The 15,185-nt window shown below is 34.8% G+C and carries 12 protein-coding genes; 4 read left to right on the top strand and 8 right to left on the bottom strand.

Annotation, left to right across the window (positions count from 1 at the left end; genetic code table 11):
- Positions 1–883, top strand: an 883-nt coding sequence (locus VGE71_RS22875; protein WP_331140397.1) for a helix-turn-helix domain-containing protein, incomplete at its 5' end; no start/stop codon positions are given.
- 95 nt (positions 884–978) lie between these two features.
- Positions 979–1,485, top strand: a complete 507-nt coding sequence (locus VGE71_RS22870; protein ID WP_331140396.1) for a hypothetical protein — start codon at positions 979–981, stop codon at positions 1,483–1,485.
- A gap of 41 nt (positions 1,486–1,526) precedes the next feature.
- Here the strand turns inward: VGE71_RS22870 and VGE71_RS22865 are convergent, their stop codons facing one another.
- From VGE71_RS22865 to VGE71_RS22830, 8 genes are all read right to left on the bottom strand, one after another.
- On the bottom strand, positions 1,527–2,309 hold the full coding sequence (locus VGE71_RS22865) for a hypothetical protein (protein ID WP_331140395.1): 783 nt from the start codon (positions 2,307–2,309) through the stop codon (positions 1,527–1,529).
- A gap of 88 nt (positions 2,310–2,397) precedes the next feature.
- On the bottom strand, positions 2,398–3,807 hold the full coding sequence (locus VGE71_RS22860) for a TolC family protein (protein ID WP_331140394.1): 1,410 nt from the start codon (positions 3,805–3,807) through the stop codon (positions 2,398–2,400).
- Positions 3,808–3,809: 2 nt separating this feature from the next.
- Positions 3,810–6,965 carry an efflux RND transporter permease subunit gene (locus VGE71_RS22855; RefSeq protein ID WP_331140393.1) on the bottom strand — a complete coding sequence of 1,052 codons (3,156 nt, stop codon included), beginning with the start codon at positions 6,963–6,965 and terminating at the stop codon, positions 3,810–3,812.
- Between the two features lie 33 nt (positions 6,966–6,998).
- Positions 6,999–8,132 (bottom strand): efflux RND transporter periplasmic adaptor subunit, encoded by a 1,134-nt coding sequence (locus tag VGE71_RS22850; protein WP_331140392.1) that lies wholly within the window; start codon positions 8,130–8,132, stop codon positions 6,999–7,001.
- A 534-nt stretch (positions 8,133–8,666) separates the two neighbouring features.
- The gene (locus tag VGE71_RS22845; protein WP_331140391.1) at positions 8,667–9,422 is read right to left on the bottom strand and encodes a LytTR family DNA-binding domain-containing protein; all 756 of its coding nucleotides are present in this window, start codon (positions 9,420–9,422) and stop codon (positions 8,667–8,669) included.
- A gap of 5 nt (positions 9,423–9,427) precedes the next feature.
- Positions 9,428–10,522 (bottom strand): sensor histidine kinase, encoded by a 1,095-nt coding sequence (locus tag VGE71_RS22840; RefSeq protein ID WP_331140390.1) that lies wholly within the window; start codon positions 10,520–10,522, stop codon positions 9,428–9,430.
- 34 nt (positions 10,523–10,556) lie between these two features.
- Positions 10,557–11,603 carry a beta-ketoacyl-ACP synthase III gene (locus VGE71_RS22835; RefSeq protein WP_331140389.1) on the bottom strand — a complete coding sequence of 349 codons (1,047 nt, stop codon included), beginning with the start codon at positions 11,601–11,603 and terminating at the stop codon, positions 10,557–10,559.
- A 582-nt stretch (positions 11,604–12,185) separates the two neighbouring features.
- Positions 12,186–13,019 (bottom strand): universal stress protein, encoded by an 834-nt coding sequence (locus VGE71_RS22830; RefSeq protein ID WP_331140388.1) that lies wholly within the window; start codon positions 13,017–13,019, stop codon positions 12,186–12,188.
- 234 nt (positions 13,020–13,253) lie between these two features.
- On the opposite strand from VGE71_RS22830, the gene VGE71_RS22825 reads away from it, so the two are divergent.
- Together VGE71_RS22825 and VGE71_RS22820 are read left to right on the top strand one after the other, a co-directional pair.
- Positions 13,254–13,628 carry a nuclear transport factor 2 family protein gene (locus VGE71_RS22825; protein WP_331140387.1) on the top strand — a complete coding sequence of 125 codons (375 nt, stop codon included), beginning with the start codon at positions 13,254–13,256 and terminating at the stop codon, positions 13,626–13,628.
- Positions 13,629–13,634: 6 nt separating this feature from the next.
- Entirely contained in the window at positions 13,635–14,702 is a 1,068-nt protein-coding gene (locus VGE71_RS22820; protein ID WP_331140386.1) for a nitronate monooxygenase, read from the top strand.
- The last annotated feature ends 483 nt before the right edge of the window (positions 14,703–15,185 follow it).

Raw genomic sequence — 15,185 nt, 5'->3', positions numbered from 1 at the left:
AAATTTCCTAAAAGCTTCACCAGAAATGAGCAAAATTAATACTTACACGCTCGAACATCATAAAAGCTTGTTTACCAATCAAAACGACAAGAAAGATTATTTTTATGTACAGATTGAAGATCATCCTTATATAGATATTCCGTATCGGGCTGAAAGTTATGCGATTGAATTTCTGAAAAAAGGAAGCATTATCATGCAAACACGATTGGATAAAATTGTCGTAGAAGCTCCTGCAATTTTGGCGCTGGGTCCAAATGTTATTAGAAGTTTCAGCAAAAACAGCGAAGAGATTTTAATGGATATTATCTTTTTTAAACCCAAGTTTTTTCTCGAAACACAAACCAATGTCTTCTTCCTTTCACAATATGATTTTTTTGAAAAAAGTGAGTTGCATGTATTTCCGTTAGAGAAAAAAACAAACCTAAAATTCGAACAGCTTTTTAATTTAATTCAAGAAAATCTTCAAACAGATCATTTTCATCAGGATTCTATTCTTAGAAGTTATTTGTACATTTTGATATTCGAATTGGATTCGATGAAAAAAAACCTTCCAAACAAAGAAATTCAAAATCCTTTGTTTGAAAAATTTAAGGAACTTTTGGTGAAAGATTTTATCAAACATCGTTCTCCGTCTCATTACGCAGAAAGTTTAAATGTGACAAGAAAATACCTTTCGGAAGTTATAAAAAACTACAGTGGTAAAACCACCCGCGAATGGATTGATGAAATGGTGATTTTAGAAGCTAAAGTTTTACTTCAAAATAAATCTCTAACTATTACTCAGATTAGCGATGTATTGCATTTTTCAAATCCATCTGTTTTTGGAAAATTCTTTAAAAATTATACACAGCTTTCTCCTTTAGAATATCGAAACGATATCTAGAAAACCGACTTTCTGACCAACATTTCAGACTTCTTTCCCTTTTCTTGCCAAACAAATAACCTCAATTTTGTATTGATAATTGAATACCAAAAAACATGTCAAAAAAAGCACAATTTGTCGTTATTGTACAAGATACCGCCACTTGGATGGAAGATCAGGCAAAAAAGTTCTATTCGAATCTATTTTTATCTGAAACAATTGGCGAAAAATATGTTGCCGAAACTCTTTCTATTCCTGCACTTTTTAAAGTTCAAAATGATTTTAATATTGAAGTTTTAATGGTTCATGAAAATGAAACTCCATCGTCTTTTCTGCAATTGAATTCTTCTCGAATTTTAAATGAAAAAATCGAAGCCTCAAAACCTATCTGTATCGAACATATTGTTTATTCAGATGCTGAAGAAATTCAAATACTTTTTGATCGAGCAGAAGTCATTGCCCAACAAAGAAAACACGATTTTATTTGGGTAAAACTCTTCGAATCTGATTTGATTTTGAAAGAAACTCTTATCGGAATGGGATACACTGCATTTAACTTTTCAGAAGCGATGACAGAAAATCTTCCTGTAAAACAGTTGCTTTTAAAAAAGGAAATCAATTAAATAAAAAAACTGCTGGCAAAATACAGCCAGCAGTTTCTATTTTATTCTTCCAGTGCCATTAGTTCTAATTTGGCTACAATTAGTGCCAAATTATCTTCCAACATGATACGTCCATCTCGCCATTCTTTTTTATCGGATTCCTTTGCTATTCTAAAGATAAAATCGCCTGTAAAAACATATTCTGTAGTTTCTCTTAAGCCGTTGGCCGTAATTCGTTTTAAAGCTTCTCTTAAATCTACTTTAATTTCGGTTCCGTTGCTAAAAAAAACGGTATCCAAACCGTGTTCACTTTTTCCAAATTTATGACCGCGGTATTCTATTAATTTTATAAAAGCATTCATAAACAACAAAGCACGATTGATGCTGTCAATAGAAACATTCAAGTCCAAAACATTAGATTTGGCTTCATAAATTCCATCATTTAAAACTTTACTGATCCAATGTTTTTCTGTTGCCGTAACAATAGGAAAAGGATTTTTCAGCTTTTTAGGAACTTGCAAAGGAGCGTTCTCATCGCTTTTAATTTTTTTGGCCAATTCTTGTAAAGGTGTCGGTTTGGATGCAGTTCTAAACTGCATCTCATACCTCTTTTTAAAAATGCTGATTTCATTATTTCCTTTATAATTGAAATCCAATTTTGGAATGCTCATACGCTTGTATTCTGGTCCTGTCCAATGTTTGTTTTTTGGAAGCGGAATTTCCAGTTTGGAACAGGCATTTTTAATTCCCATCGTAGAAATCTCATAATGTTTTGCAATTTGTACGAGTGGAAACTTCCAAACTAAATTATAAAGCTCTGAACGGGTAAAAGTAATTTTGTCCATATCAGTAATTCAAAATCTATTAAAATACAAATTCACCACCTCTCAAGTTTCCTTAAAGAGATAGTGAATTGCAATAAATTATTGGCTTCTACTCTACTCCGCCTCCTAAGGCACGGTAAAGATTAATGGCCGCGTTTAATTTTTCTAATTTTATAGTCACAACATCCAGATCATTTTGAAGTGAACTATTTTGAGCCGTAATTACCTCTAAATAATTCGCCATACCGCTTTTGTAAAGCAGTGAAGCATCTGCAGTAGCTTTGTCTAAAGACGCTGCTTTTTCTTCGGCTAAAACAATTCTTTCATCGGCATATTTTAATCTTGACATGGCGTCGTTTACTTCTCCAACAGCTGTAATAAACGATTGTTTAAACTGAACGACTGCTTTTTCTTGTTCTAAAACCGCTACCTCATAAGCTGTTCGCAATGCTTTTTTTCTAAAAATAGGCTGCGCCAGATTTACTGCTATCGTTTTAGTAATCGATCCTGGAAAATCAAACCATTTTTCAAATTCAAATGAATTCACTCCAATCGACGGATTTAAACTTAAAGCAGGATACATGGAAGCTTTTGCCAATCCTGTCTTTGCAGTGGCAGACATTACCGCATATTCGCTTGCTTTTACATCAGGTCTTCGGCTTAAAAGTGACATTGGAATTCCTGTTGGAAAAATAACGTTTATCTCTGCTGCATCAATATTTCCAGCACGTTCTACTTTATCTGGATATTCACCGCATAAAATCTGCAAGGCATTTTCCTGTACTGCGATATTCGCTTTCGCTAAAGGCACTAATAATTCAGCCGTTTTTTTCTGAGCTTCCGTCTGATTTACAGCCAAAGAACTAATCGAACCTGAATTGTACTGCAATTTCATCATATCCAAAGTACTTGTACTCAATTCGATATTTTTTTCTGCAATTTTAAGCTGTTCGTCCAAACCTAAAAGATTGTAATAAGCCTGTGCCACTTGAACAATAATTCGGGTTTTTAATGCCGAAAGATTTTCTTTTTGAGCAAAATACGCCGCTTTAGCATCTCTTTTCTGCATCGCTGCTTTTCCCCAAATATCAACTTCCCAAGAAAGACGCAAATTGGCACTGTAATCATCCATATAATCTTTACCAATAAACTGCGCACTTAACGATCCGTTTAAAGAGTTTTTTGACTGATAAGCACGACTTGCGCCAGCATCAAAATCAAGTGTTGGAAGTAAGGACAGCTTGGCTTGTTTGTAACTAAGGTCAAGCTGTTCCATACTTTTCATTGCAATAAGCACCTCGTTGTTTTTAACGAGGGCTTTTTCAATCAAATTAACCAACAAAGGATCTTTGTAATAACTTTTCCACGGCAGTAAAACCGTGTCTCCAGTAACAGCCATTTCCTCTCGGAATTTTTCTGGAGCATTCAAATCTGTTCGGGAATATTTTTTTCCTACCACACACGAAGTCATGATCGTTCCGGTAAGTAAAACAACTCCGATTTTATATAGTGTTTTCATTTTTATTCTTTTATCGTTTGAACTTGTGCTGGAATCTTTTTGCTGGATACTTTTTCTTGTAAATATTGGAATACAATGAAAAGTAACGGAATTACAAAAATTCCTAAAATCACACCACTTAACATTCCGATTGAAGCGCTGACACTAATAGATCTATTACCTACAGCAGTTCCTCCAGAAGCAAACATTAACGGAATCATACCTACAATAAAGGCCAGCGAAGTCATGATAATTGGTCTTAACCTTGATCTTGCTCCTTCGATTGCCGCTTCGACAATGCTTAATCCCGCGAGACGTCTTTGTAATGCAAATTCCACAATCAAAATGGCATTTTTCGCTAGAAGTCCGACCAGCATGATTAATCCTACCTGAACGTAAATATTATTGTCTAAACCAACCGCTTTAACTCCTGCAAAAGCACCTAAAATACCTGTTGGAATTGAAAGTAAAACGGCAAGCGGTAATAAGTAACTTTCGTATTGTGCAGCCAATAAAAAGAACACAAACAAGAGACATAATCCGAAAATCGCAACCGTTTGGTTTCCTCCTGCTTTTTCTTCCAAACTTAAACCTGTCCATTCGTAACTATAATCAGCAGGAAGTTTGTCTAAAACTTTTTCCAGATTCCCCATAATCTGACCGTTACTGTAACCTGGTAAAGCCATTGCAGTAATATTTACCGAATTATAAAGGTTGTAACGGTTTACCGATTCTGGTCCGTACACTTTATGGAATTTCACGATTGATTTTACTGGAACCATTTGCATATCAGCATTTCTTACGAAAATTTCATTAAACGCATCCTGATCCATTCTGAAAATTCCGTCTGCTTTTACATTCACTCTGTAAAACTTTCCGAATCGAGTAAAATCTGATGATTGATCTCCTGCAAAATAAGTTTGAATGTTTCCTAAAAGATCTTTTACATTCACTCCCATCTGGCGGGCTTTATCTTCATCTACTTCCAATTCCAGCTGTGGATAATCGGCTCTAAAAGTTGTGTAAGCGTATTGCACACCAGGCTGCTGCATAATTTGAGCAATCACTTTATCAGACATTGCTTTCAATACTTCAGGGCTTCTTGCCATTCTGTCCTGCAATACAATTTCGGCACCACTCGTTACACCAAATCCTTCCACTGGAGGCATTCTGAAAACCATAATCGAACCTTCTTTAATTGTCGATAATTTGGCCGTAACGCTATTCAAAATTTCATCAATATCTTTAACTTCACCTCTTTCTTTTTTAGGTTTTAGTTTGATAAACCCTAAACCATAAGCGGTGCTGGCACTGTTGCTCAAAATATTGAATCCCGTAATACTCGTATTAACATCAATAGCTTTTTCTGTTTCTAATATTTTCTCCATTCTCTCCACCACCGCAGTCGTGCGATCAAGAGCTGTTCCTGGAGGCATAGATAAACTGTACACCATGAATCCGTCATCTTCTAACGGAACAAAACTTTTTGGTGTAGACATCATCATATGAACTGCAAGTGCTGTAACTCCAGTAACTAACCCTGCAGCAATCCATTTTTTTCCGATAAGGAAACGAACGCCTTTAATATATCTTCCCGTAAAATTGTTGAAACTCGTATTGAATCCAATGAAGAAACGGTCTTTAAAACTGGTTTTATGCTCGTGATTTCCATGTTTATCTCCGTGATTCTTTAACAAAAGTGCACACAAAGCCGGAGTAAGCGTCAAGGCATTTACAGCCGAAATGATAATCGCAATCGCCAATGTATAAGCAAATTGTTTATAGAAAATCCCCGAAGATCCTGTCATAAATCCAATTGGAATAAATACGGCTGACATTACTAAAGTAATCGAAATTACTGCACCCGTAATCTCTGCCATTGCACCGTGAGTAGCTTCTTTTGCTGAAATTCCTGCATCTTCCTCCATTTTACTGTGAACAGCTTCGACAACAACAATCGCATCATCGACCACAATTCCAATCGCAAGTACTAAGGCAAAAAGCGTTAAGATGTTAATCGTAAATCCGAAAACCAAAAGGAAGAAAAATGTTCCCACAATTGCAACTGGAACCGCAATAGCTGGAATAATCGTCGAGCGAATGTCCTGAAGGAAAATAAACACTACGATAAATACCAGAATAAAAGCTTCAAACAATGTTGATTTTACCTGCCCAGTTGCTTCGTCCAATCTGTCTTTGGTACTCATTACGTTTACGTATTTAATACCTGGAGGGAAAGATTTCGAAAGTCTTTCTACTTCTTTATTAATTCCAATTTCAATATCATTGGCATTAGAACCAGAAGTTTGTAAAATTGCCATTGTTACAGCATTTTTACTATTCGATTTGTTGTCTCCACTATACGAAATAGAACCAAATTCTACTCGTGCCACATCTTTTAATCTTAAAACATTACTTCCATTATTTTTAACTACAATGTTTTCATATTGTTCTGGTTTGTTCTTTTTTCCTTTGTAACGAATTACATATTCTAAAGCCGCTTTGGATTCTTCTCCTAATTTACCCGGAGCCGATTCTAAACTTTGTTCTGCGATGGCCTGCGTCACATCTGAAGGAACTAAACCTGCATTTGCCATTTTACGAGGATCCAACCAGATTCTCATAGAATAATCTTTCTGACCAAAAATCTGAACTTGTCCAACACCTGGAACACGTTTCATTTGCGGTACAAGGTTTATATTCGCATAATTCTGCAAAAACAATTCGTCGTATTTGCTATTATCATCTGTATACAAGTTGAAAATAACAATCATACTATTTTGCTGTTTCGAAGTTGTAAGTCCCATACGGACAACTTCTTGCGGTAATTTTGGAGTTGCCTGCTGTACTCTATTCTGAACGTTTACAGCTGCCTGATCTGGATCTACTCCTTGTTTAAAAATGACACTGATAGAAAACGATCCGTCATTACTTGCAGTAGATTTAATATACTGCATATTTTCAACTCCGTTAATCTGTTCTTCTAATGGCGTTACCACAGAACGAATAACGGTTTCACTATTTCCTCCTGGATACGAACCGCTTACCATTACAGTTGGCGGCGAAATATCAGGGAATCTCGTTACAGATAATCTGGTAAGACCTATAATCCCCAATATTACCAATACAATAGAGATAACTGTGGCCAATACTGGCCTGTCTATTATTTTCTTTAACATGGAAAATGTTATTTTATATTTTTAAATCAAAAATTATTTGCTGCTTACGGCTTTTGAAGCGGTTTTCGGAACAACTTCCATACTGTCATAAAGAACATCGATAGAATTTAAAGCTACTTTATCTCCCGATTTTAAACCCGATTTTACGAAGTAATCTACGCCTGCGCTTCCTGCAATTTCAATTGGAACCATCGCTACTTTATTTCCTTCTTTTAAAACAAAGACGAAAAATTTGTCCTGAATATCTTTTACACTCGCCATCGGAACTGTAATTACAGATGATAAACTTTTGTTTAAGACAATTCTAGCAGAACCTCCTGCACGCAATTGTTTTTTCGGATTTGGAAAAATGGCTTTTAAAGAAATTGTACCTGTTGCACGATCAATATTTCCGCTGGCAACTTCCAGTTTTCCTTTTTGGTCGTATTCGCTGTCATCGGCCATAATTAAACTTACGGATTGATTAGCCCCAACATCTTTTGAAAAAGCCAGATAATCTGCTTCTGTAAGAGAGAAATACACAAATACATTGTTGATTTCTGAAAGTGTCGTTAACGGAACAGCATCGGTTGGTGTTACTAAGTTTCCAATACGATTCGGAATTCGGCTAATATAGCCGCTTACAGGAGCTTTAATCAAAGAGAAATCGGCATTAATCTGAGATGATCCTAAAGCGGCTTTAGCCTGTGCTACTTGTGCCGTTGCTGCTTCGTAATTGGCTTGTGCTGTTTTTAACTGCATGTCTGAAAAAACTTTTCCTTCTACTAAAGGTTTTATTTTTTCTACTTCCAGTTTAGCATTTGCCTGATTAGCCAAAGCGCTTTTATATGCTGCACGACTGTTGTTTACTTGTTCGGCATAAACATCGCCTTTAATTTTAAAAAGAGATTGTCCTTTGTTTACGTAATCTCCTTCTTTCACATAAATAGCCTCAAGATAACCTGATACTTGAGCTTTTATGTCAACATTTACAGCACCTTCGACAGTTGCTGGGTATTTTTTTTCTACTGCTCCCGTTTCTGAACTGGTTTGTAAAAAGTCTACTTCTGGCTTTGGAGGAGCCATTTGCGCATCTGCACTTTTTCCACACGAAGAAAGGGAAATGATTATCAATAAAACCGCAATCCTGCCAATTGCTTTGTTATTTTGAAAAAACTGTTTTGTCATTTTATTTTTCATTTTAAATGAATTACCTCAAATTTGAGCGCAAAATAACAGCAGAACAGCTCTTTTTTTTGGAAGAAAGTTACCCAAACGTAATTTTTCGATACTGAAACGGATGGGGTTTGTTTTTGCCACTAAGGCACTAAGTCATTAAGTTTTTTTTGCCACGAATTGCACTAATTTTCGCTAATTAGATTCTTATATGGAAATACTGATAGTATAATTTCTCGAATTTTTACCATGTGAAGTTTTTTCTGCCACAGATTAAAAGATTAGAAAGGATTTTTTTTTCGCAGTTTGTCATCCTGAGGAACGAAGGATCACACTAGAAACTCGACACAGATTGTCCGCTATACTTTACGGAATAGCATGTGTTATCCTTCGTTCCTCAGGATGACAATAATAAAATAAGGAAAAAATTCATGTAAATTTGTGAAATTGGTGGCAAACCTCTGAAGCTTTGAACCTTTGTTCCTTTGAGCCTCTGCAACTACCCCCCTTAGAACCTCAGCATCTCAGAACCTCAGCACCTTTACCCTATCTATCCATCCACTGTTTAAAGAAAGGTGTTTTTTCTCTACTGATGATCACCTCGCGTTCGGGATCTAGTTTTAATTGAATTTTTAGCTTTGCGTTGAAGTAATTCGCAATAGATTTGATGCTTTCTGCGCGAATGAAAAACTGGCGGTTGGCACGAAAAAAGATATTAGGATCCAATTCCTGTTCCAGTTCTTCCATTGTTTGGGGAATAGAAATAATTACGCCTGATTTAAGAAACAAATTGCTTGTTTTAAATTCAGAATATATAAAGTCGATATCTGAAACATCTACACTTTTATAACCATCACGATAGGTAACCAAAAAACGCATTCTAAAAACAGGTTTTTCAATCAGTTCTTTTAGAATTCCAGCGATATTGGTAACGCTGGTTTCATTTTTATTTAAAGATTTGAATTTTGTTAAGGCAAATTCCAATTCGTTTTTTTCGATGGGTTTCATCAAATAATCGATACTGTTTACCTTAAAGGCACGAATTGCATATTCGTCATAAGCAGTAGTAAAAATAACCGGACAAGTGATTTCGATTTCATCAAAAATAGCAAAACTTAATCCGTCTGCTAAACGAATATCCATTGTTATTAAATCCGGACATGGATTCGATTTTAGCCATGCAACAGTATCAACCACAGTATCGATAATATCTAAAATTTCGCAATCGGGTTCTAACTCTTCCAACAGTCTTTTTAATCTGCTGGCGTTAATACTTTCATCTTCTACAATTAAAATTTTCATAACTCTTAAATTAATGGCAGACGCACTTCATAATATCCGTTAGACTCACTAAAAATCGGCATTCTTTCGCATAAAATTTTATAGCGGAATTCAATATTCTTATTTCCTATTCCGGTTGAAACCAAACTTTTTCCCGCAGTTCTTTGCAGATTATTTCGAACAATAATATCACCTGAATCCGAAAAAACAGTAATAGTAAGTGGATTTGTCAAAGTCGCCATATTGTGTTTTACGGCATTTTCTACCAATAATTGCAAAGTTAATGGTGGTAAATGAAGTGCCAAAGAATCTGAATCAATCTCAATTTTCAAATCGATTTTTTCGCCCAATCTTTTCTTTAATAAATAAAAATAAGCATTCAAGAATTCTATTTCTTCTTTTACAGTAATCGTATCTTTATTCGAATTTGAAATCATATAACGATATACTCTCGTTATATTTTCTAAAAACGAAGCCGCTTCTTTTTGATCATCATAAATCAACTCTGTCAAAGTGCTGAAGTTATTGAAAACAAAATGCGGATCTAACTGCATTTTTAAAGATTCTAATTTCGAACGTGTAACAGCTTCCTGAAGTTCAGAGGCTTTAACTTTTAATTCGGCAGTTTCGATGGCATTCAAACGCCATCTGTTCAATAGAAATATTCCGGTATGAATGGCACTAATGAAGAGTGAAATAATCGCAGCCATAATTTTAGACTGCCATATTATAACCAAATCATTTTCTTCTAAAGCCGTGCACGGGTATAAATAATCCCAAAGACAGGAAAAGAAGTAATTAAGAAGAATATTTCCGGCAATTAAGCAGATAAATTGTGCTATTGCCCTAAAAGCTGGATTTTGTTCCCAGCGTATGTAATAATTTAATTTTCTGCCAACAAACAAAGTTAGTTCTGTAAGTATGGCACAATATAGAAGAATAATGAAAATATCGAAGGTCTGATCCACATCGAGCAGACCTTCCTCTTCAAAATTTCTATATGGATTTAAAAAATAATAAGATGACAGATAGACCAAGAAAACTGCCGGAATTACAATAACTCTGTAATATTTATAGAAAAAATTCTTGCCCGACTTTTTATTTTGGTTGCGTAACCTCATTTATTTCTTGTAGTTTGAAAAAATGCTGCAACACTTAATGCGCCACTAAAACATTTTCTTCTTCATTATTTGTAATTGTTTTTTCTACAGATTTTCTTTCACGCATTACGCCCCATTTCAAGCACGTAGCACCCCAAGAAAATCCTGCTCCAAAAGTAGTGATCAATACATTCTGTCCTTCTTTAAAATCGTCTTTGAAATCCCATAAACACAACGGAACTGTTGCAGATGTTGTATTTCCGTAACGGTCAATATTTACTTTAACTTTCTCAAAATCAATATTCAAACTTTCGCTTACAGCGTTGATAATTCTCAAATTAGCTTGATGAGGCACAACCCAGTCAATTTGGTCTGCTTCTAATTCATTTTTTACCAAAGCATCTTGCGAAACTTGGCTCATTGCTGCAACGGCTCTTTTAAATACAAAAGCACCATCTTGTTTTAAATAATGTGTTCTGTGTAAAAGACTTTGCATAGAAGTTGGATTTCTAGAACCTCCAGCTGGCACAGCCAAAGAAGAAACACCGCTTCCGTCTGTTTTCAGAATCGTTTTCATTAAACCAACTTTAGATTCTGATTTTTCTAACAAAACCGCTCCTGCTCCGTCTCCGAAAAGAATACAAGTGTTACGGTCTTCATAATCTACGATCGAACTCATTTTGTCTGCACCAACAATAATAAGTTTGCTGTAACGGCCACTTTCGATCATGTTTGCCCCCATTTCCAGTGCATATAAAAATCCACTGCAAGCGGCATTCATGTCAATTCCGAAAGCATTTGTCAAACCGCTTTTATCACATACAATACTAGCAGTTGGTGCTAAAATGTGATCAGGAGTTGCTGTTGCTACTAGCAAAGCTTCAATCTCGTTACGATCTACATTGTAATTTTCGAATAAATTCTCAATAGCAGCTGCAGCAAGATCAGATGTTGCTGTATCGTCGTCTGCGATTCTACGTTCTTTAATTCCAGTTCTTTTGATGATCCATTCCTCCGATGTATCAACTGTCTCTGAAATCTTTTTATTGGTCAGGATTGATGATGGTACGAAACCACCTATAGCTGTAATTACTGCGCTCATTTGTTTTTGTTTTTTTTTAAGCTTTGTACCCTTCGTACCCAATGCTTATTACTTCTTTTCTTCTTTTGAACCGTTCATTATAAATACCTAAAATATGAACCGTAAAAGCGGATTAAATCTTCTGACAAAACTTTTCTCTGAGAAATCTGTTAAAAAACCTGAACAAACTAAAAGTATTATACAAAATCCAATTAAAATAAATTAAAAACCTACACAAAGTGTTTCTCGGTGTTACTTGGTATAGAATTTTTAATTTATCTTATTTTTAAAATCATAAGATGCTTTTAAGCTTGTAGATATTTCCCAATTACAGCTATTGCCATACTGATAAAAAAATCTATCTGCATTAAGTTTTTAGAGTGCCACAAAATTAATTTAAAAAAATCTTAAACTAGCAGGTAATTAAGAATAATTAACAAAACTACCTGAAATGTTAAAATATAATTTTGATATCCTACAACAAACGGCAAAAATTATAGAATCCCTAAAATCAAAAAAGAATCTGTTAAAATTTATTTTGATAAAATTTCTTCAAAAAAACCTTGTAATTTTTATATCATTGTTTTTAAAACAAATTAATTTCTAATAATTTGGAAACGACAATAACGGGATATCAAGCCCTGCTGCCAGAATCCTAGTTTTGCTTCTGTGAACCAAAGAATCCCAAAAACCATATTTTTGAGGCACCATAATCAAAAGATTGGCTTCATAATTCTTGATTTCTTTCTTAATTTCGTTAATTACGGCATTTGATCTTACACTTTTATACAAATATTTAACATCCTCAAATTCTTTTTCAATATTCGAATTCATTAAAATTCGGTGTTGTTCTTCTTTCAAATCATCTAGTTTTTCGTCTACACTAAAAAACTCGATTTCTGCACCAAAGTCTCCTAAAGCATTTTTAATCCAGCTGAATCTTTTAATTGCCGAAAAACTTAAGCTATCGCATGCATACAATACTTTTTTAATATCAATGAAACGTGCATTTTGAGGAACTGCTAAAACTGGAATATGCAGGTTTTTGATTGCCGTTGTTGTCGAATTCCCTAATAATTCCTGCTCAAAAGAACGTTCTGCCATTCCCATTACAACAACATCTGCATTGGTTTGTGTTATAATTCTCGGAAGTTCATCTTCCAAAAAAGAATAAGTACAAATGGCTGATATTTCTATGTTAAATGAATCGGCTGTTTCTTTGGCTAAATTTTCAAGCCTAGAAATTGCTTTTTCAATTTGCTTTTGCATCGCATCTGCGGTTATATGTGAGTTTGCACTGTGCACGCTCAAAGAAAATGAATTAAATAAAATCAATTTTGCTCCGGTAGCTTTTGCAAGTCCAGCTGCATAAGAAACTGCGTTATTTGCAATAGCAGAAAAATTTGTCGCAGCAATTATAGTAAGAGGTGAAATCATAAAAATAGTGATTAAGCTTTGTGGCAAAATTGCTTAAATAAATGTTTCAAACCTTTTTTATATAACCGAAGAATCATTTTTTACGACTCAACCGTAAAATTTCATTCCTGAAAACACAAGCTTTCTTTTTTTGTTTCTTACTTTAAAAACGATGAAAATAATTGAAGCTAACGTCTTTAAATAATAGTATTTTTACAATTCAATAAAACTGAACAGTCCATTAAAATTTAAAACATGAAAAGTTCTGATACTAAAGAAAGCTCCATTAGAGCTGTACTTACGAATTATTTTAACGGGATTTACAACGGTGATGTTCCTTTATTACAAAGTGTTTTTTATTCGCAGGCCATTATTGGCTTTGATCTCAGTGGAGAAACGCATTTTAAAACCTTAAATCAATATCTGGAAGGCGTGAAAAATCGCAAAAGTCCGAAGGAATTGGGAGAAGAATTTAAAATGAAAATCATATCTTTAGAAATCATCAATAATACTGCGATGGCAAAAGTTCAGGTTCCAATATTCGAGTATGATTATTATGACTTTTTAAGTCTTATCGTTGTTGATGGCAAATGGGTTATTAGTAACAAATTAGCATCAAAAGTAAATTAAAACACAATGTGGAATTCAACCAAAATAACACAATTACTAGGCATTGAGTATCCAATCTTACAAGGTCCGATGGGCGGAGGTTTTTCCACTCCTTCACTTTTAGCAGCGGTAAGCAACGCAGGCGGATTGGGCAGTTACGGCGCTTATACGCTCACACCAGAAGAAATTCGACAGGCTGGAAAAGATATTAAATTGGCCACTTCTAAACCTTATAATATCAATTTATGGGTTAATGATGTGGACGAAAGTCTTCTAAACTATCCTTCAGAAAAATTAGAAAAAATCAAGCAGAATTTTAAACCTTATTTCGATGAATTAGGAATTTCACTTCCAGATTTATCTTCTGATATTCCTTCTAAATTTGAAAAACAAGTAGAAGTTGTATTCGAATTAAAACCTAAAGTTTTTAGTTTCATTTTCGGAATTCCGTCAAAGGAAATCCTTCAAGAAAGCCGAAAACTTGGTATCAAAACTATTGGTGCTGCAACGACTTTAGAAGAAGCACTTGCTCTAGAAGATGCCGAAGTTGATGCAATTGTCGCCGCAGGATTTGAAGCTGGGGGACACAGACCTTCTTTTTTAAAACCTGCACAAGATTCTTTTACAGGTTTATTCAGTCTTATTCAGCAATTAAAAGCAAAAACCAAAACGCCAGTTATTGCAGCTGGCGGAATTATAGATGCAAAAGGAATCGCAGCCGCGATGACTTTAGGTGCTGACGCCGTACAATTGGGGACTGCTTTTATGGTTACTGATGAATCTGCTGCTGTTCATTTACATAAACAAGCATTGTTTGCAAATCCGAATATTCCAACCACGGTTTCAAAATCGCTTACGGGAAGAATGGGCCGAATGGTTTGCAATACAATATCCAACAATGTTCCTTTTGAGGAAGAAGTGCTTCCTTTTCCACTTCAAACCAGATTGATGGCGTCTTTAAAAACCGTAGCTCTGGCTCAAGGAAGAACTGATTTGGTTAATTTCTGGTCGGGACAAAACACAAGCAATTTAAAACATCATAAAGCAAGTGAGTTGATGCAGGCTTTAATTGTTGAGACATCTGCTTTACTTTAATTTTTTTAACCGCAAAGCACGCTAGGATTTTTTACTAATAGGACTTTCTAAAAACGCAAAGAGCGCAAAGCTTTGTGTTTGTTTAATATTTGCCACAGATTAAAGGATTAAAAAGGATTTTATAATCTGTGTTAATCTGTGTAATCTGTGGCTAAAATTTTAACCGCAAAGCACGCTAGGATTTTTTATATGCAAAACTTCATAAAAGCGCAAAGAACGCAAAGCTTGTGTTTGTTTAATATTCGCCACAGATTAAAGGATTAAAAAGGATTTTAAATCTGTGTTAATCTTTGTAATCTGTGGCTAAATTTTTTAAACGCAAAGTACGCAAGGCTTTTAATCTCGCAAAGTCGCTAAGACGCAAAGTTTATTCACTTAGCTTTGCGAACTTTGCATTTTATAAATCCTCAGAAGCAAAAATCTTTGCGTGCTTTGCGGTTAAAAAACAAAAAAATCAGGCACAGTATTTCTACCATTCCTGAT

The sequence above is a fragment of the Flavobacterium sp. genome (assembly GCF_036405015.1).
Taxonomy (GTDB): Bacteria; Bacteroidota; Bacteroidia; order Flavobacteriales; family Flavobacteriaceae; genus Flavobacterium.
Note: the sequence above shows the minus strand (reverse complement) of the source record. Positions and strands in the feature narration are given on the sequence as shown.